Source organism: Agrococcus sp. Marseille-Q4369 (assembly GCF_018308945.1).
In the GTDB taxonomy this organism is placed as follows: domain Bacteria; phylum Actinomycetota; class Actinomycetes; order Actinomycetales; family Microbacteriaceae; genus Agrococcus.
In genome coordinates this window covers 1,276,726-1,294,035 of the sequence record NZ_CP070501.1, presented here as the reverse complement: position 1 = coordinate 1,294,035, position 17,310 = coordinate 1,276,726, and the positions used below count along the sequence as shown (strand labels likewise).

At 72.7% G+C, this 17,310-nt stretch carries 14 protein-coding genes, 1 tRNA gene, 1 pseudogene and 1 riboswitch; of the genes and pseudogenes, 7 read left to right on the top strand and 9 right to left on the bottom strand.

The annotated features are described in order from the left end of the window. The first annotated feature begins 92 nt into the window (after positions 1–92). Positions 93–3,671, top strand: a complete 3,579-nt coding sequence (locus tag JSQ78_RS06505; protein ID WP_211450352.1) for a bifunctional proline dehydrogenase/L-glutamate gamma-semialdehyde dehydrogenase — start codon at positions 93–95, stop codon at positions 3,669–3,671. A gap of 280 nt (positions 3,672–3,951) precedes the next feature. Here JSQ78_RS06505 and JSQ78_RS06500 read toward each other — a convergent pair. Both JSQ78_RS06500 and JSQ78_RS06495 read right to left on the bottom strand, forming a co-directional pair. Beyond that, positions 3,952–4,467 (bottom strand): annotated as a pseudogene (locus tag JSQ78_RS06500) (DinB family protein). A 206-nt stretch (positions 4,468–4,673) separates the two neighbouring features. After that, on the bottom strand, positions 4,674–5,444 hold the full coding sequence (locus JSQ78_RS06495) for an SDR family NAD(P)-dependent oxidoreductase (protein ID WP_211450351.1): 771 nt from the start codon (positions 5,442–5,444) through the stop codon (positions 4,674–4,676). A gap of 118 nt (positions 5,445–5,562) precedes the next feature. After that, positions 5,563–5,641, top strand: a riboswitch (ZMP/ZTP riboswitch). 38 nt (positions 5,642–5,679) lie between these two features. On the opposite strand from JSQ78_RS06495, the gene glyA reads away from it, so the two are divergent. Further along, the gene (gene glyA, locus JSQ78_RS06490; RefSeq protein WP_211450349.1) at positions 5,680–7,011 is read left to right on the top strand and encodes a serine hydroxymethyltransferase; all 1,332 of its coding nucleotides are present in this window, start codon (positions 5,680–5,682) and stop codon (positions 7,009–7,011) included. Next, positions 7,008–7,895, top strand: coding sequence for a bifunctional methylenetetrahydrofolate dehydrogenase/methenyltetrahydrofolate cyclohydrolase (locus JSQ78_RS06485; RefSeq protein ID WP_211450347.1), 888 nt, complete (start codon positions 7,008–7,010; stop codon positions 7,893–7,895). The genes glyA and JSQ78_RS06485 overlap by 4 nt, the downstream gene beginning before the upstream one ends. Before the next feature lie 18 nt (positions 7,896–7,913). Here the strand turns inward: JSQ78_RS06485 and JSQ78_RS06480 are convergent, their stop codons facing one another. Together JSQ78_RS06480 and JSQ78_RS06475 are read right to left on the bottom strand one after the other, a co-directional pair. Continuing rightward, positions 7,914–8,408: an SRPBCC domain-containing protein gene (locus tag JSQ78_RS06480; RefSeq protein WP_211450346.1), complete on the bottom strand. Its 495-nt coding sequence runs from the start codon at positions 8,406–8,408 to the stop codon at positions 7,914–7,916. 55 nt (positions 8,409–8,463) lie between these two features. Then, a complete protein-coding gene (locus JSQ78_RS06475) occupies positions 8,464–9,003 on the bottom strand; it encodes a gamma carbonic anhydrase family protein (protein WP_211450344.1) in 540 nt (179 codons plus the stop codon). 30 nt (positions 9,004–9,033) lie between these two features. Between JSQ78_RS06475 and JSQ78_RS06470 the strand changes: the two genes are divergently transcribed. Beyond that, a complete protein-coding gene (locus JSQ78_RS06470; protein WP_211450342.1) occupies positions 9,034–9,417 on the top strand; it encodes an A1S_2505 family phage non-structural protein in 384 nt (127 codons plus the stop codon). 26 nt (positions 9,418–9,443) lie between these two features. After that, a tRNA-Leu gene (locus tag JSQ78_RS06465) sits at positions 9,444–9,517 on the top strand. A 28-nt stretch (positions 9,518–9,545) separates the two neighbouring features. Here JSQ78_RS06465 and JSQ78_RS06460 read toward each other — a convergent pair. From JSQ78_RS06460 to JSQ78_RS06445, 4 genes are read right to left on the bottom strand one after another with little or no spacing between them, the layout of a single operon-like run. Continuing rightward, positions 9,546–10,379: a glycosyltransferase family 2 protein gene (locus JSQ78_RS06460; protein ID WP_211450340.1), complete on the bottom strand. Its 834-nt coding sequence runs from the start codon at positions 10,377–10,379 to the stop codon at positions 9,546–9,548. After that, positions 10,376–11,368 (bottom strand): glycosyltransferase, encoded by a 993-nt coding sequence (locus tag JSQ78_RS06455; protein WP_211450338.1) that lies wholly within the window; start codon positions 11,366–11,368, stop codon positions 10,376–10,378. Before JSQ78_RS06455 ends, JSQ78_RS06460 begins: the two co-directional genes overlap by 4 nt. Continuing rightward, positions 11,365–12,456 carry a glycosyltransferase family 4 protein gene (locus tag JSQ78_RS06450; RefSeq protein WP_249295953.1) on the bottom strand — a complete coding sequence of 364 codons (1,092 nt, stop codon included), beginning with the start codon at positions 12,454–12,456 and terminating at the stop codon, positions 11,365–11,367. Before JSQ78_RS06450 ends, JSQ78_RS06455 begins: the two co-directional genes overlap by 4 nt. After that, a complete protein-coding gene (locus JSQ78_RS06445) occupies positions 12,453–13,583 on the bottom strand; it encodes a glycosyltransferase family protein (RefSeq protein WP_249295951.1) in 1,131 nt (376 codons plus the stop codon). The genes JSQ78_RS06450 and JSQ78_RS06445 overlap by 4 nt, the downstream gene beginning before the upstream one ends. Before the next feature lie 209 nt (positions 13,584–13,792). Between JSQ78_RS06445 and JSQ78_RS06440 the strand changes: the two genes are divergently transcribed. After that, complete coding sequence (locus JSQ78_RS06440) at positions 13,793–14,761, top strand: carbohydrate ABC transporter permease (RefSeq protein WP_211450337.1); 969 nt, start codon at positions 13,793–13,795, stop codon at positions 14,759–14,761. A 1-nt stretch (position 14,762) separates the two neighbouring features. Next, positions 14,763–15,731, top strand: coding sequence for a carbohydrate ABC transporter permease (locus tag JSQ78_RS06435; RefSeq protein ID WP_211450335.1), 969 nt, complete (start codon positions 14,763–14,765; stop codon positions 15,729–15,731). 93 nt (positions 15,732–15,824) lie between these two features. Here the strand turns inward: JSQ78_RS06435 and JSQ78_RS06430 are convergent, their stop codons facing one another. Next, the gene (locus JSQ78_RS06430) at positions 15,825–17,204 is read right to left on the bottom strand and encodes an ABC transporter substrate-binding protein (RefSeq protein ID WP_211450333.1); all 1,380 of its coding nucleotides are present in this window, start codon (positions 17,202–17,204) and stop codon (positions 15,825–15,827) included. Positions 17,205–17,310: the final 106 nt, after the last annotated feature.

Genomic DNA, 17,310 nt, shown 5'->3' with positions numbered 1-17,310 from the left:
TACGCGACGGTTGCGCGGGCGCATACTGTCCGCAGCGTGCCATCGCACGCACCATCACGCGAGCCGCACGACGGCAGAGGGAGGGCAGCCGCATGGGCGCAGCAGCCACCGACAGCACAGCGACCACGACCACGACTGCCGAGCGGCACGACGCGGTGGAGCCGAGCACGGGCGCCGATGCGACCGAGCTCGAACAGCTTCGGGCGCTCGCACCGGCCATCGTCGCGCAGGTGCGCACCTGGCTCGAGGAGGCCGAGCGCATCCCCACCGACGCGAGCGCCGAGCAGCTCGCGGGGGTGCTCCGCGACCCGAAGGGCCTCGACTTCGCCGTGCGCTTCGTCGACGGCGTCGTCCGCCCCGAGGACGTGCACGTCGCCGCGCAGACGCTCCGCGAGATCGGAGGCATGGCGCCTGGCTTCCTGCCCTGGCCCATGCGGCAGGCGCTCAAGCTCGGCGGCGGCGTCGCCCCGCTCGCGCCGCACGTCGTCGTGCCGATCGCGCGGCGCGTGCTGCGCGAGATGGTCGGCCACCTCATCATCGACGCGACCGACGCCCGCCTCGGCAAGGCGATCGAGCGCATCCGCGCCACGGGCGCCCGCTTGAACGTCAACCTGCTCGGCGAGGCCGTGCTCGGCGACCGCGAGGCGAAGCGCCGCCTCGACGGCACGCTCGCGCTCATCGAGCGCCCCGACGTCGACTACGTCTCGATCAAGGTCTCGGCGACGACCGCGCCGCACCAGCCGTGGGCGTTCCAGGAGGCCGTCGAGCACGTCATCGAGCGGCTGCTGCCGCTCTACCGCCGCGCGGCCGCGACCGGCACCTTCATCAACCTCGACATGGAGGAGTACAAGGACCTCGAGATGACCATGGCGGTCTTCACGCGGATCCTCGAGGCGCCGGGCCTCGAGCAGTACCGGGGTGGCATCGTGCTGCAGGCCTACCTCCCCGACGCGCTGCCGGCGATGCAGCGCCTGCAGGCGTGGGCCGGCGAGCGCGTCGCCGCGGGCGGCGCGCCCGTCAAGGTGCGGCTCGTCAAGGGCGCGAACCTGCCGATGGAGCGCGTCGAGGCGTCGCTGCACGGCTGGCCGCTCGCGACCTGGCACACGAAGCAGGACAGCGACACGCACTACAAGCGCGTGCTCGCGTGGTCGCTTGAGCCCTCGCGCATCGCGAACGTCGAGCTCGGCGTCGCGGGCCACAACCTCTTCGACGTCGCCTTCGCGTGGCTGCTCTCGAAGGAGCGCGGCATCGAGCGCGGCCTCGACTTCGAGATGCTGCTCGGCATGGCGCAGGGCCAGGCCGAGGTCGTGCGCCGCGACGTCGGCGGGCTGCTGCTCTACACGCCCGTCGTGCACCCGAGCGAGTTCGACGTCGCGATCGCCTACCTCATCCGCCGCCTCGAGGAGGGCGCGAGCCGCGAGAACTTCATGTCGGCCGTGTTCGAGCTCGCGCGCGACGAGCCGCTCTTCGAGCGCGAGCGCGACCGCTTCTTCGCCTCGCTCGACGCGCTCGCGGCGCCCGCGCCGGCGACGCACCGCACCCAGGACCGCACGGCGGTGACGACGGCGGATGCGGTCGACGCACCCGAGCGCGGGTTCCGGAACGCTCCCGACTCCGACCCGTCGCTGCCGGCGAACCAGGCGTGGGCAGCGGGCATCCGCGAGCGCGCGAAGGCGTCGGAGCTCGGCGTCGACCTCGTCGAGGCGGCGACGCTGCGCGAGGCGGCCGAGCTCGACGCCACGATCGAGGCCGCGATCGAGGCGAACGCCGCCTGGCGCGCGCTCTCGGGCGACGAGCGCGCCGAGATCCTGCACCGCGCGGGCCGTGAGCTCGAGGCTCGCCGCGCCGAGCTCATGGAGGTCGCGGCGGCCGAGGCCGGCAAGACGCTCGACCAGTCCGACCCCGAGGTTTCCGAGGCGATCGACTTCGCCCACTACTACGCCGAGCGGGCGCGCGACCTCGACCGCGTCGACGGCGCCGTCGCGGTGCCCTCGCGGCTCATCGCGGTCACGCCGCCGTGGAACTTCCCGATCGCGATCCCCGCGGGCTCGACGCTCGCGGCCCTCGCGTCCGGCGCATCCGTCATCGTCAAGCCCGCGCGCGCGACGGCCCGCACGGGCGCCGTGATGCTCGACGCGCTGTGGGCGGCGGGCGTGCCGCGCGAGGTGCTGCACTTCGTGCAGTTCGCCGACCGCAGCCTCGGCGACCAGCTCATCGGCGACTCGCGCGTCGACCGCGTGATCCTCACGGGCGGGTTCGAGACCGCCCAGGCCTTCCGACGCATCCGGCCCGACCTCGACCTGCTCGCCGAGACGAGCGGCAAGAACGCGATCATCGTGACGCCCTCGGCCGACTCTGATCTCGCGGCGAAGGACATCGTCGCGAGCGCGTTCGGCCACGCGGGGCAGAAGTGCTCGGCGGCGTCGCTCGCGATCCTCGTCGGCCAGGCAGGCCGCTCGAAGCGCCTGCACAGCCAGATCGTCGACGGCGTGCGCTCGCTCGACGTCGGCTACCCGTGGGACGCCGACAGTCAGATGGGCCCGATCGTCGCGCCCGCCGAGGGCAAGCTGCTCGAGGGGCTCACGAGCCTGGGCGCGGGCGAGTCGTGGATCGTCGAGCCGAAGCAGCTCGACGAGAGCGGCAAGCTGTGGAGCCCGGGCCTGCGCGCCGGCGTGCAGCGGGGGAGCGAGTACCACCGCACCGAGTACTTCGGGCCGATCCTCGGCATCATGCGCGTCGAGACGCTCGAGGAGGCGATCGAGCTCGTCAACGACGTCGACTACGGGCTCACGTCCGGCATCCACTCGCTCGACCCCGACGAGATCGGCCAGTGGCTCGACACCGTGCAGGCGGGCAACCTCTACGTCAACCGCGGCATCACCGGCGCGATCGTGCAGCGCCAGCCCTTCGGCGGCTGGAAGCGCTCGGTCGTCGGCCCGACCACGAAGGCCGGCGGGCCGAGCTACCTCTTCCCGCTCGTCGACTGGCGCTCGGCCGAGGCGCGCGAGACCGCGCCGATCGAGCTGCCGGCGGTGCAGGGGATCGTCGACGCCGTCGAGTCGCTCGTCAAGGCGACGGATGCGTCGGTGACGGCCACGGCGTCGGCTTCGGTGACAGCAGCGGAGGCCGAGGCGCTCGCACGCGCGGCCGGCTCCGACCAGCACGTGTGGGCGACCGAGCTCGGCGTCGCCGAGGACGTGCAGGGCCTCTCGGCCGAGCGCGACATCCTGCGGCACCTGCCGATGCCGGGCGTGACGATCCGGCTCGCCGAGGGCGGCCGCGTCGCGCAGCTCGCGCGCTCGGTCGTCGCGGCGCTTCGCGCGGGCGCTTCCGTGCGGGTGTCGACCGCGATCGAGTCGGCGCCCGCGGTACGGGCGGCGCTTGCGGCGGCGGGCGTGCCGGTGACGGTCGAGGACGACGCGGCCTTCCGCCGCTCGGCGCAGCGGCTCGAGCAGGGTCGCATCCGCTACCTCGCGGCCGACGACGCGGTGGCCGCCGGTGTGCGGGCGCTCGCGGAGGCGGTCGAGGGCCGCCCCGACCTCGCGATCGTGTCGCACCCGGTGACGGAGGCGGGCCGCGTCGAGCTGCTGCCGTTCCTGCGCGAGCAGGCGATCGCGATCACGGCGCACCGCTTCGGCACGCCGAACCACCTCACCGACCACCTGATCTAGGGCGCGCCGGTCAGCGGCGAGTGCGGCCTCGCGCGCCGCTGACCGGCGACCCAGACCCCACATCGGCAGCGGGACCCGAGATCTCGGGTCCCGCTGCCGATCTCGGGTCCGCAGCGACTCCACTCGACCCGCTTTCGGCGGCTCGACCCGGTCTCGGCGACTCGACCGGTTCCCGCGGCGACTCGACCGGTTCTCGCCCACTCGATCCGTTGCAGCAGGTCCTGTCGACGAGAAGCGGTCGAGTCGCGCGAGGGCTTCGCGGCTATCGGGACCAGCGGCCTCAGAGCACGAGGTGCTGGCGACCGTCGACGAGCTCGCGGGCCGCGTCGAGGTGGCCCGCGTGCGTCGCCGCGTCGAGGATCACGTGCAGCAGCACCGCCTCGAGGTCGGCGAACCGCTCCGCCGGCCAGTCGGGCTCGCGGTGCCGAGGCGAGGCGTCGAGCGGCAGCTCGGCGAGGATCCGGTCGGAGCGCGCGATCGCGTCGCGGTACTCGTCGAGCACGGCATCCGTCGACTCGTGCGGCTCGACGCGCCAGTCGGCGGGCCTCCCCTCGTCGAGCTCGGGCCGATCGATGGGCCAGTAGTCGAGCGGCTCGCCGGCCATGACGGTGTGGATCCATTAGCGCTCGCCGCCGAGCGTGAGGTGCCGCACGAGCCCGATCGGCGACCAGCCCGACGGCAGCACCGCCGCCCGCAGCTGGGCGTCGGTCAGCCCGTCGACCGCGGCGAGCACGTGCCGCCGCTGTGCGTCGAGCGCGCCGAGCAGCAGCGAGCGGGAGCGGTCGCCGTCGTCCATGCGCCGATCCAAGCACGCCCGAGTGTCCGCCAGCGCGCATCCGCCAGCGCGCATCCGCCGTTGCGCATCCGCCGTTGCGCATCCGCCCGCGCGACTGGCGCCGTCGCCGCGAACCGTTACGGACCCCATCTCGGCAGCCGGACCCGTGATCCCGGGTCCCGCTGCCGGGACGGGGTCCGCGGAGCGCTCGAGCGCAGCCGGCCGGCTCAGCCTGCGGCCCAGCCGCCGTCGTTCGGGATGATCGCGCCGTTGACGTTCGAAGCTGCATCCGACGCGAGGAACGCGGCGAGGTTCGCCTGCTCGATCGACTCGGCGTTGCGGAGCGCGCCCTGGTGGATCGGCCCGAGCGCGGCGAGGCCATCGTGGTCGATGCCGCGCTGCACGTCCTCGGTCATGACGTTGGTCGCGACGCCGCCCGGGCAGATCGCGTTCGCGCGGATGCCCTGCTTGCCGTACATGTAGGCGGTGTTGCGCGTGAGGCCGACGAGCCCGTGCTTCGAGGCCGTGTAGGCGGCGCCCGCCGCGGCCCCGCGGATGCCCGCGGCGCTCGAGACGTTGACGATCGAGCCCGAGCCCTGCGGCAGCATGACCCGCAGCGCCGCGCGCGTCAGGTAGAACGGCGCGTTGAGGTTGACGCGCATGATGCGGTCCCACAGCGCGTCCTCGACGTTCGCGGCGCCCGCGAAGTGATCCATGATCCCGGCGTTGTTGACGAGCACGTCGAGCCGCCCGTAGCGCTCCACTGCCGCTGCGACGACCGAGTCGGCGACGGCGACGTCGCCGATGTCGCCGATCAAGGCGGATGCGGTGCCCCCGGCCCCCTCGATGCTCGCGACGGTCTCGTGGGCGGTCTGGGCGATGTCGCTCACGACGACCTTCGCGCCGAGCTCGGCGAACAGCTGGGCGGTGGCGCGGCCGATGCCGCTGCCGCCGCCGGTGATGACGGCGACCTTGCCGGTCAGGTCGATGACGCTCATGCAGTGCTCCTTCTTCGTCAAACGGGTCGAGCGCCAGCATCCGGCCGCGAGCACTGCCTTGTCAATGAACTTCTCTCACCCCACGCATCCGTCGTCGCCATCCGCGCGCGGGTACGATGGGAGCGGCCGTGACTGGCGCAATGGTGGAGCACCACCGGGGAGCGGCCGAGCAGCCGCCGCGCGCCTGGGCATCCGAACCAGCGACGCGCGCCAGCGCCCCAGCGAAGGAGCAACCGTGACCGACCGCCTGCCCTCCACGTTCAACTCGCCGCTCACGGAGGTCGATCCCGAGATCGCCGCGGTGCTGCAGCTCGAGCTCGACCGCCAGCGCGACTACCTCGAGATGATCGCGAGCGAGAACTTCGTGCCCATCGCGGTGCTCGAGGCGGCAGGCAGCGTGCTCACGAACAAGTACGCCGAGGGCTACCCGGGACGCCGCTACTACGGCGGCTGCGAGCACGTCGACGTCGCCGAGTCGCTCGCGATCGAGCGCGCGAAGGCGCTCTTCGGCGCCGAGTTCGCCAACGTGCAGCCCCACTCGGGCGCGACCGCGAACGCGGCCGTGCTGCACGCGATCGCCCGCCCGGGCGACACGATCCTCGGCCTCTCGCTCGACCACGGCGGCCACCTCACGCACGGCATGAAGATCAACTTCTCGGGCCGCCTCTACGACATCGTCGCCTACGGCGTCGACGAGGCCACGAGCCGCGTCGACATGGACGAGGTGCGCCGACTCGCGCAGGAGCACAAGCCCAAGGTCATCATCGCCGGCTGGTCGGCCTACCCGCGCCAGCTCGACTTCGCCGCCTTCCGCGAGATCGCCGACGAGGTCGGCGCGCTCCTGTGGGTCGACATGGCGCACTTCGCGGGCCTCGTCGCCGCGGGCCTCCACCCGAACCCCGTGCCGCACGCGCACGTCGTCTCGTCGACCGTGCACAAGACGATCGGCGGCCCCCGCTCGGGCTTCATCCTCACGAACGAGGCGGACATCGCGAAGAAGCTCAACTCCGCGGTCTTCCCCGGCCAGCAGGGCGGCCCGCTCATGCACGTCATCGCGGCGAAGGCGACCGCGTTCAAGCTCGCCGGCTCCGAGGAGTTCAAGGAGCGCCAGGAGCGCACCCTGCGCGGCGCGCACATCCTCGCCGAGCGCCTCATGCAGCAGGACGTGCGGGATGCGGGCATCACCGTGCGCTCGGACGGCACCGACGTGCACCTCGTGCTCGTCGACCTCCGCGACGCCGCGATCGACGGCAAGCAGGCCGAGGACCTCCTGCACGACATCCGCATCACCGTCAACCGCAACGCGGTGCCGAACGACCCGCGCCCGCCGATGGTGACGAGCGGCCTCCGCATCGGCACGCCCGCGCTCGCGACGCGCGGCTTCGGCGACGAGGAGTTCACCGAGGTCGCCGACATCATCGCGCTCGCGCTGCTGCCCGGAGCCGACCTGGATGCGCTCCGCGCGCGGGTGACGAAGCTCGCCGACGCGTTCCCGCTCTACCCGGGCGTCGGGCCCTCCGGGGAGCCGGAGGCGGTGCACGAGCTCGGCTCGAGCGTCGACCGATGACGGCGCAGGTCCTCGATGGCAACCGCACCGCGGCCGCGATCAAGGACGAGCTGCGCGAGCGCGTCGACGTGCTGCGCGGCAAGGGCGTGACGCCCGGGCTCGGCACCCTGCTCGTCGGCGACGATCCCGGCAGCCAGTCGTACGTCAAGGGCAAGCACCGGGACTGCGCCGAGGTGGGCATCGAGTCGATCCGCGTCGACCTGCCCTCGAGCGCGTCGAGCGCCGACGTCGAGGCCGCGATCCGCGACCTCAACAGCGCGCGCGAGGTGACGGGCTACATCATCCAGCTGCCGCTGCCGGCGGGGCACGACGAGCACGCGATGCTCGGGCTCATGGATCCGGCGAAGGATGCCGACGGCCTCCACCCAGAGAACCTCGGGCGGCTCGTGCTCGGCGTCGATGGCCCGATCGAGTCGCCGCTGCCGTGCACGCCCGCGGGCATCGTGCAGATGCTGCGCCGGCACGACATCGAGATCGCGGGCGCGACGGTCGCGATCGTCGGCCGCGGGCTCACGGTCGGCCGGCCGCTCGGGCTGCTGCTGACGCGCAAGGGCATCGACGCGACCGTGACGCTCTGCCACTCGCGCACGCCGGACCTCGCGGCGCAGGTGCGGGAGGCCGACATCGTCGTCGCGGCGGTCGGCGTGCCGGGGCTCATCAAGGCTGGCTGGGTCAAGCCCGGCGCGGCCGTGCTCGACGTGGGCATCACGCGCGGGCTCTCGGCCGAGACCGGCAAGGTCAAGCTGCTCGGCGACGTCGACCCGGGCGTGCGCGAGGTCGCCGGCTGGATCTCGCCCGTGCCGGGCGGCGTCGGCCCGATGACGCGCGTCATGCTGCTCGACAACGTCGTGCAGATGGCGGAGAAGGCGGTGCGGTCGCGATAGCGGCCGCCCCGCCCGCTGTCAGCGCGTGTACGCGTCCCGCAGCGCCGGGTAGTAGTCGTCCCACTCGGGCATCGGCTGCCCGCCGAGCGCGGCGACGAGCCGGTCGAGATACCACTCCCACCCCGGCCCGATGTCGGGCAGCGCCGCGAGCGCGACGTCGTGGTGCGTGAAGCGCACGGTCGTGCCCGAGCCCTGCTCGTGCCCGCCGTCGATGAGCTCGACCTCGAGGCTCCACGAGCCGTGCTCGTCGTGCGTGCGCACCGCGAGGTGCTCGGGCGCGGCGCAGTCGAGGATCTCGACGGCGATCGTCGCGTCGTCCTCCTCGGCGCTCATCGAGACGACCACTTCACCCGAGTCGGGGTCGCCCGCGTAGCCGCCGAACCACATCCCGAGCTCGCGCGCTTCCGCGAAGTACGGCCAGACGGCGAGCGCGTCGTGCGCGACGCGGCGCTCGAGCACGAGCTCCGCGCTCTCGCCGTGCTCGGTCACGGTGCCCGTCGCCTCGATCGCCATGCCGCTCCCTCCGGTCGGGCCGAGCCTACGCATCCGCCCGCACCGCACGCCAGAGCTACGACCGACCGAAGGCGTCGACGTAGAGGCGGATGCGCTCCGAGTAGGTCGAGGCGTTCCTCGCGATCGCGCGCCGCTCGTCCTCCGTCGTCTCGCGGCGCACCTTGCCGGGCACGCCCGCGACGAGCGAGTTCGGGGGGACGACGGTGCCCTCGGTCACGAGCGCGCCCGCGGCGATGATCGTGCCGCTGCCGATGTGCGCGCCGTTCATGATGGTCGCGTGCATGCCGATGAGCACGTCGTCGTCGACGGTGCAGCCGTGCACGACCGCGTTGTGGCCGATCGAGACGCGCACGCCGATCGTGAGCGGCGAGCCCCGGTCGACGTGCAGCGAGCAGCTGTCCTGCACGTTCGAGTCGTGCCCGATCGTGACGGCCTCCTCCTCGGCGCGCAGCGACGCGCCGGGCCAGATGCCGACGCGCTCGCCGAGCGAGACCGCGCCGGCGATCACGGCGCCGGGCATCACGAGCGCGCTGTCCGGCACGCGCGGCTCGCGGTCGGGCAGCGGGATGATCGTGGCGCGCACGTGGACGGTCATGGCGCCAGGGTAGCCGCGTACCGTAGGGGCATGCGCACGTCGCCGACGAGGGTCGATTCCCTCGAACCGCAGCAGGTCTTCGTCTTCGGCTCGAATGCCGGGGGGATGCACGGGGCCGGCGCCGCGCGCACGGCGATGGAGCGCTTCGGCGCGGTCTGGGGCGAGGGTCGCGGCCTGCACGGGCAGTCGTACGCGATCGACACGATGAGCGGCCTCGGCGTCATCGAGCGCGAGGTCGCGACCTTCCTCGACTTCGCCGCCGAGCATCCCGAGCTCGAGTTCCTCGTCACCGAGATCGGCTGCGGCATCGCCGGCTTCACGCCCGAGGAGATCGCGCCGCTCTTCCGAGGCGCGGGCGACAACGTGCTGCTGCCCGAGTGCTTCGCGGCCGTGGTCGAGCGGGGCGCCGACTAGCGTTGGAGCGGGCGCACGGCGCCCTCGCCCCCGTAGCCCAACCGGCAGAGGCAGCGGACTTAAACTCCGCCCAGTCTGGGTTCGAACCCCAGCGGGGGCACGCGGATGCGTGGCATCGGCCGCGCGCGTCAGTCGCGCGGGGTGCGCCGGTAGTCGCCGCTCGCGGTGCGCTCGACGAGCCCCTCCCGAGCGAAGGCGTCGAGCCAGCCGCGCATGGGCCACGCGCCCCAGCGGTCGCGGAAGACGGCGCCGTTGCGCAGGATCGCGTCGACGTGGCGCCGCGGCGGGTCCTCGATCGGGTGGTGCTGGTGGAACGCTCGCGCGCTGCCGACCCACGCCATCGGGATGCCGAGCTCGCGCGCGGCCCACGCGAAGTCGGTGTCCTCGCCGCCGTAGCCGACGTAGCCCTCGTGGAACCCGCCGATGCGGCGCCAGAGGTCGACGGTGAGCGCGAACGACAGCGACCAGAAGAGGTCGTGCGAGCCGCCGAGCTCGACCTCGCCGGGCGCGGGAGCCGGCCGGGCCGGATGCGGTCGGTCGAGCGAGGGGAGCGCATCGAGGTCGTAGCCCCCCGGCGGCGGGGGATCCAGGTAGGTGACGGGGCCCGAGAGCAGGCTCTCGCGCGTCTCGGGCGCCTCCGCGGCCCGCGCGTACGCGTCGACGAGCGCGGGCGCGGGCAGGCAGTCGACGTCGAGCAGCACGAGCACCTCCGCTCCCGCTTCGATCGCAGCCTGGGCGCCGAGGTTCCGCGCCCGCGCGAGCGGCAGGCCGCGCTCGTCGCCGCCGGTCTCGACGACGCGCACGCCCCCGCGCTCGCGAGCGGCGCTCGCGAGCGCCGGGTCGTCCATCGTGACGAGGATGCGCTCGTCGGGCCGCCGCTCGGAGCGCGCGAGCGCGGCCTCCTGCAGCGCCCAGTGCTCGTGCCGGCCGTGGGCGATCGTGATGACGGCGACGCGCGTCATCGGGTGCCGCTCCGATCGGCCACGGTCGCGATGACCGCGGCGGCGCGCTCGGCGCCGCGCCCGTCGTTCCAGGCCCGCCACGAGCCGGCGTCGAGCGAGGCCGCGCGCTCGAGCAGGGCCGGCCACCCCGTCCTCGGCCACTCGGCCTCCACGAGCGCGGGCCAGCGCTCGACGGCGAGCACCGCGGCCGTGCACCGCTGCTCGTCGTGCGGCCGCGGCTGCGGGATGACGATCGCGGGGCGCCGCGCCGCGGCGACCTCGGCGATCGCGCTCTCGCCCGCGTGCGTGACGACGACGGATGCGTCGAGGAGCGCCGACCACGGATCGTCCGTCCACGACCCGTTGGCACCGAGGTGGGTCCACTCCCAGCCGGGCGTCTCCGCGCGGGCGCGAGCCACCGCGTCCGCCGTGAACGTGTCGCCGCCGGCGCCGCCGAGCACGACGACGCTGCGGCGCTCGCGAGCGGCCGCGGTCGGCTCGGTCGGCGCGAAGCGCGAGATCGCCCCGACCGCGTGCACGCGCGAGCGGAGCGCCGCAGCGTCGCCGAGCGGGTCGGCCTCCCGCGGCCAGGCGCCGATGAGCTCCTCGGCGATCGCGAAGCCGAGCTCGTGCGCCGCGTCGGTGCGATGCCCCGGCATGGCGACCGTGACCACCGGCACGCCGTGCAGGCGCGCGAGGAGCGCGACCTCGACCGAGACGTCGACGACGAGCGCCTCGGGGCGGTGCTCCTCGATCCACTGCGCGATGCGCGCCATGCGGGCGCGGAGCCCCGGGTGCTGGAGCGGCACCCAGTGCAGGCGGCCGTGCGCATCGGCGTCGAGGGCCGCGCCGTCGGGATCGTCGGCGGGCAGCTGCACCCAGTCGCCCGGCCAGTCGGGCGGCGCCGGCAGCGTCGAGAGCCCCGTGACCGGCCGGGCGAGCGCCGTCGCGATCGCGGTCGCGCGAGAGAGGTGCCCGCGCCCGTGGTGGTGGATGTAGCAGCCGATCACGCGGCTCGCCGCTCGTCCGCGAGCGACGCGTAGCAGCGCTCGTAGGCGTCGACCATCGCCTCGATCGAGCAGTGGGCGACCGCGTGCGCGCGCGTCTCGGCGCGCGAGAGCCCGCTCGCCTCCCGCATCGCCCGCGCGAGCTCCGCGGCGTCCTCCGTCTGGCACAAGCGGCCGCTCTCGGGCGAGATGACCTCGATCAGGCCGCCGCGCGCGAGCGCCGCGACCGGCGTGCCCGCCGCCATCGACTCGGCGGCGACGAGACCGTACGGCTCGTCCCACGAGGGGGTCACGACGGTCACGGAGGCCTCGCCGACTCGCTCGGCGAGCTCGACGGAGCCGAGGTGCCCGAGGTAGCGGATGCGCGGGCTCCCGTCGCGCGAGCCGAGGTGCGGGGCGACCTCGGCCTCGAAGTACGCGTCGTCGAGCACGGGCCCCGCGAGGTCGAGCGGCATGCCCGCGAGCTGCGCCGCGCGGATCGCGAGGTGCGGCGCCTTCTCGGGCACGAGCCGGCCGAACCAGATCGCCGGCCCGCCGCCGGGACCGGGCTGCCACAGCGCGATGTCGACGCCGTTGAGCACGACCGAGGCGCGCACCGAGTCCCGCCACTGCCGCGCGGTGAAGCCGCTCACCGCGACGAACCGCGAGCGCTCGGAGGCGTAGGGGAGCGCCGACTCGAGCCACGGCGTCGGGGGCGTGTGGAGCGTCGTGAGCATCGGCACCTCGATCGCGCTCGACATCGCGACCGGCAGGTGGTGGAGCGAGTTGTTGTGGATGACGTCGAAGCGGTCGGCGCCGCTCGCGGCGAGCTCGAGGCACAGCGCGAGGTAGGCGTGGTGCTCCTGCATCCACTGGAGCGGCGGCGCGCCGACGTCGCGGCGCGCGCCGGGCGAGGGCTCGAACGGCTCGGCGATGAGCGTCTCGGCGCCGAGCGCGGGGTCGGATCCCTCGCCGGCGAAGAGCGTCACCGAGTGCCCGCGCTCGATGAGCGCGCGCGTGAGCGCGTGCGTGTGCGCCTCGAGCCCGCCGACGAACGGCTCGGCGACCGGGAAGCGGCTCGAGGCGATGAGGCAGATGCGCAGCCCGCTCACAGCACGAGCTCTTCGTAGAGCCGCGCGTGCGCGCGGGCGACGGCGTCGCGCTCGGCGACGCGGTCCGCGATGCGCGCGGCAGGCGGCGAACCCGCGGCATGGGCGGCGAGCACGGCCGTGCGCAGCGAGTCGGGGTCGAAGCCGTCGTCGCCGTTGCGGTACTCGAAGACTGGCCCCTGCTCGCGGTAGTAGCCGCAATCGGGCGCGATGACGGCCGTGCCGAGGTCGCGGCACGCCTCGAGCCAGCCCGAGTGCGTGCCGAAGCGGTACGGCAGCACCGACACGTCGAGCGATGAGAGGTACGCCCAGAGCGCCGCGTCGTCGAGGAAGTCGTGCACGTGCAGCTCGAGCAGCCCCGCCGCGGCCTGCTGCTCGAGCAGCTCGGCGAGCAGCCGGTCGTACCGCTCGCCAGGTCGCAGCACGTCGGTGTGGCCGTTGACCTGCAGCACCGCGCCCGGCAGCTCGCGGACGATCTCGCTCAGCGCGCGGATGACGGGCAGCGGGTTCATGCTCGCGCGCAGGCTCTTGACGTGCACGCCGATCCGGAACGGATCCCCGGCCGATCGCGGACGGCGAGCGGATGCCCTGCGCATCGTGTCGAGGTCGACGACGTGCGGGTGCGGGAGCACGAGCGCCTCGACCCCCCAGCGGCGACGGAGCTCGGCCGCGGCTCCCGGCGTGAGGGTGACGAGCGCATCCGCCGCGGGCACGAGCACGTCGAGCTGCGCATCGTGCGCGTCGCGGCTCTCGTGGTGCGGGTTGCGGAGGTCGTGCACGGTGTAGACGAGCGGGCGCCCCGTCTCGCGCAGCGCCTCGACGAGCTCCTCGAGCTGCGCGGGCGTGCGGGCGTCGAAGCCGAACTGCAGGTGCATGACGTCGAACTCGGGATGCGCGCGCACCCAGGCGGGCTCGAGCATCGTCGGCGGCCACCACTTGGCGCCCGCGGGTCTCGCGGGGTCGTCGGGATCCGGATCGGGGAGCCGCTCGATGCGTGGCTCGTCGTCGGCGTCGTGCACCGGCGCGAGGTGGTGCACGTACACGTGCGAGGCGGGCACCGAGGCGACGCGGATCGTCCGGCGATCCGCTCGCAACCCGGTCGTGACCTCCTCGGTCGTCGACCCCGTCACAGCTTCCAGCTCCGCGTCCGCACCAGCGTCACCCCCGCCATCCCGCGCACCTGCGCTAGGAGCATCCTCGGTCGTCTTCCCTGGAGAAGTGCTCCGAGCTCGCGAACGGGAAGCGGCGGAATCGTTGCTCCTCCCAGAGAAGTGAAGTAGAACCGCTTCTCAGGGGGACAGTCCCAGTCCTGAGATCGACCCCCGATGGGAGGGGATCGATGACGACCACCGCCGATGCCGGGCCCGGCAAGCGCCGAGCGCGCGCACCCAAGGCCCCGAAGCAGAAGCTGGGCAAGCTCCGCCGCAAGGAGGCGATCGCCGGCTACCTCTTCATCTCGCCCTGGATCATCGGCTTCCTCATCTTCACGCTCGGCGCGATGGTCTACAGCCTCGTCATCTCGTTCAGCTACTACCAGCTCGCGACGAACACCGCGCGGCCGGCCGGCTTCGCGAACTACGAGCGGCTGTTCGAGGATCCGAAGGTCATCGGCTCGCTCAGCAACACGCTGTTCTACGCCGTGCTCGCGGTGCCGTTCGAGATCGTGCTCGCGCTCGGCCTCGCGATGCTGCTCAACAGCGTGCGGCGCGGCGCGGGCTTCTTCCGCACCGTCTTCTACCTGCCGAAGATGACGCCGACGGTCGCCACCGCATCCATGTTCCTGCTGCTCCTCAACGGCAACCAGGGCGCGATCAACCGCGGCCTCGCGGCGATCGGCATCCAGGGGCCGCAGTGGCTGCTCGACCCCGATTGGGTCAAGCCGTCGATCGTGCTCATGACGCTGTGGGGCGTCGCGGGCACGATGGTCATCTTCCTCGCCGCGCTGCAGAACGTGCCGACCGAGCTCTACGAGGTCGCCGAGGTCGACGGCGCGGGACCGCTCCGGCGCTTCTGGAACATCACGCTGCCGATGATCTCGGGCGCGGTGTTCTTCAACGTGCTCGTGCTCACGATCGCTGCGTTCCAGGTCTTCGACCAGGCGTTCCTGCTCTTCCATCGAGATCAGGTGCAAGGGGCGTCGGATGCGTCGCTGTTCTACGCGATCTACCTGTTTCAGCAGGCGTTCCGGCAGTTCGACTTCGGCTTCGCCTCGGCGATGGCGTGGCTGCTGTTCGTCATCATCGTCTCGATCTCGCTCATCCAGGTGCGGGTCGGGAACCGGTTCGTCTACTACGAGAGCGAGCGCTGAGATGGCTTCGCAGACGCCGATCAAGACCGTCCAGGCCGCCGGGGCGATCGCCGAGGTGCAGCCCGAGGACGTGCAGGTGCGCCGCCGCAAGAAGTGGTTCGGGGATGCGCGCGGTCAGTCGCTCACGCCCATGGGCTGGGTGGGCCAGGTCGTGCGCTGGGTGCTGCTGCTGTTGTTCGCGGCGCTGTTCATGTACCCGCTCGCGTGGCTCGTCGCGGCGAGCCTCAAGCCGCGCGGCGAGGTCTTCGACAACCGGCTCATCCCCAACACCGTCGTGCCCGAGAACTACCTCGTCGCGTTCGAGGAGATGCCGCTCGCGAACTGGATCGGCAACAGCATCTTCATCGCCGTGCTCGCCGCGGTGCTCGTCGCGGTGTCGAGCTCGCTCGTCGCATTCGGCTTCGCCTACTACCGCTTCCCGGGACGCGGCATCCTCTTCGGGGTCGTGCTCGCGACGATGATGCTGCCGGGCGCGGTCACGCTCGTGCCGCAGTACCTCATCTGGAACCAGCTCGGCTTCGTCGGCACGCACGTGCCGCTGTGGGGCGCCAACCTCTTCGGCTCGGCGTTCTACATCTTCCTGCAGCGGCAGTTCTTCCTGGGCCTGCCGCGGGAGCTGTTCGAGGCGGCGAAGCTCGACGGGCTGAGCGCGTGGGGTCAGTTCTGGCGGATCGCGATGCCGCTGTCGGTGCCGTCGTTCGTGATCATCCTGCTGTTCGAGTTCCAGGCGAGCTGGAACAACCTGCAGGCGGCGCTCATCTACCTCAACACGGGTACGCAAGAGGGCTACACCGTGCCGCTCGGCATCGCGAGCGCGATGACGAAGTACAGCCCGACCGCGGGCGGGCAGGGCGACTACCAGTACGTGATGGTGGCCGCGGTGATCGTCACGATCCCGATGCTCATCCTGTTCGCGTTCGGGCAGCGCTCGTTCATCACCGGCATCGCGACGACGGGCCGGAAGGGCTGACGCTCCGTCGGTCCGCGCAGCTGCGCCGCCGGACCGAGACGCGAGAGGGGCGCCCGACCCGCAGGTCGAGCGCCCCTGTCTCGGTGCGTGCGGCTACTGTCCGCCGGCCACCTGCTCGTGGGCGCGCATCGCCGCGTCCTGAGCCTGCGAGAGCGCCTCCTCGGCACTCGACTCGCCCAGCAGCGCCGACGTCACGGCGTTCTGCAGCTCCGACTGGATCTGCTGACCGGCGGGCGAAGCCCCGAACGACTCACCCTCCGCGGCGACCTCGTAGTACGTCGAGATGACGTCGTCGAAGCCCTCGAAGCCCGCCGCGTCGGCGAACTGCTCGCGCAGGTCCTGGTCGACGTCGGGCGAGCCCGTGAAGAGGCCCGTGTTGATGCCCTGGCGGTCGGGGTTCGACGCGGTCGTCTCGGCCCGCGCCTCGCCCGCGGCCTGCCATGCCTCGGGGGAGGTGAGCTCGAGCGCCCACGCGCAGCCGGCCGACGGGTTCTGCGCGTTCGTCGGGATGACGAACGCCTGGCCCGACGCGGCCGTGATGGGCTCGCCGTCCTGCGCCATCATCGGCACGGCGGCGATCTCGATCTCACCCGCGTAGGCGGTCAGCACGTTCGGGTACCACTGGTCCCAGATCGCGGCGCCGACGGTGTCGTTCACGTAGGAGTTCCCGTCGCCGAAGACGTCGAAGGAGTCGACGAAGCTCTTGACGTTCGCGTATCCGCCCTGCGCGTCGTAGAGCTCCTGCAGGAACTCGACCGCCTCGATGTTCTCGGCGCGGTTGAGCGTCGGCATCCCGTCGTCGTCGATGATGCCGCCGCCGAAGCTCATCATCCACAGCGCGGCCTTCGAGACGCCCTGGGGGTCGAAGCCGATGCGCGTGGGCGTCGAGCCCTCGAGCGTCGTCATCCGCTCCGCGGCCGCGATGAACGCGTCGGGGTTCGACGGGTCGATCTCCTCCTCGGTCACGCCCGCGTCGTTCAGGACGCGCATGTTCAGCAGCACGGCAGGCGGCTGGTAGAACTGCGGCACGCCCCAGACCTGGTCGTTCCACTCGACGTCATCGACGACCTGCTCGTACCAGCGGTCGTCCGGGTCGATGCCGTGGGCCTCGAAGCACGCGTCGAGCGGCGTGATGAGCCCTTGCGCCGCGTAGGTCGCGACGAAGTTGCGGTCCATCTGCACGACGTCGGGCACGGAGCCCGACGCCGCGAGGGTCGTGAACTTCTGCGCGTCGAACGCCGTCGCGTCGATCTCGATCGTCGTGTCGGACTCGCCCAGCACCGCCTCGGCGTGATCCAGCCGCGACTGGCCGACGTCGTCGGCGTTCTCGAAGCCCCACGCGCTCACGGTTCCCGAGAACTCGGTGGAGAACTCCGCGGCATCGGCGGAGCCTCCGCCGCCACCGCCGCACGCCGTCAGGGCCAGCGTCGCCGCGAGCGCCGCAGCACCCGCACCCAACCTTCTGCTCGTCATCTCATGCCTTTCGACCGAACCCCGCGAAGGGGGCGGTCCGGCACCCTTGCCGGGCCGCTCGTTGGTCGGAAGATACACCGGCTCGCCGGGAGAAGTGGGGGACACC

Bases quoted from the DNA above. Each gene is read 5' to 3' on its own strand.
- JSQ78_RS06440 (WP_211450337.1), top strand. From the start codon at position 13,793: ATGACGACCACCGCCGATGCCGGGCCCGGCAAGCGCCGAGCGCGCGCA.
- JSQ78_RS06495 (WP_211450351.1), bottom strand. From the start codon at position 5,444: ATGAGCGTCATCGACCTGACCGGCAAGGTCGCCGTCATCACCGGCGGC.
- JSQ78_RS06480 (WP_211450346.1), bottom strand. From the start codon at position 8,408: ATGGCGATCGAGGCGACGGGCACCGTGACCGAGCACGGCGAGAGCGCG.
- JSQ78_RS06505 (WP_211450352.1), top strand. From the start codon at position 93: ATGGGCGCAGCAGCCACCGACAGCACAGCGACCACGACCACGACTGCC.
- JSQ78_RS06460 (WP_211450340.1), bottom strand. From the start codon at position 10,379: ATGACGCGCGTCGCCGTCATCACGATCGCCCACGGCCGGCACGAGCAC.
- JSQ78_RS06475 (WP_211450344.1), bottom strand. From the start codon at position 9,003: ATGACCGTCCACGTGCGCGCCACGATCATCCCGCTGCCCGACCGCGAG.
- JSQ78_RS06430 (WP_211450333.1), bottom strand. From the start codon at position 17,204: ATGACGAGCAGAAGGTTGGGTGCGGGTGCTGCGGCGCTCGCGGCGACG.
- JSQ78_RS06435 (WP_211450335.1), top strand. From the start codon at position 14,763: ATGGCTTCGCAGACGCCGATCAAGACCGTCCAGGCCGCCGGGGCGATC.
- JSQ78_RS06470 (WP_211450342.1), top strand. From the start codon at position 9,034: ATGCGCACGTCGCCGACGAGGGTCGATTCCCTCGAACCGCAGCAGGTC.
- JSQ78_RS06485 (WP_211450347.1), top strand. From the start codon at position 7,008: ATGACGGCGCAGGTCCTCGATGGCAACCGCACCGCGGCCGCGATCAAG.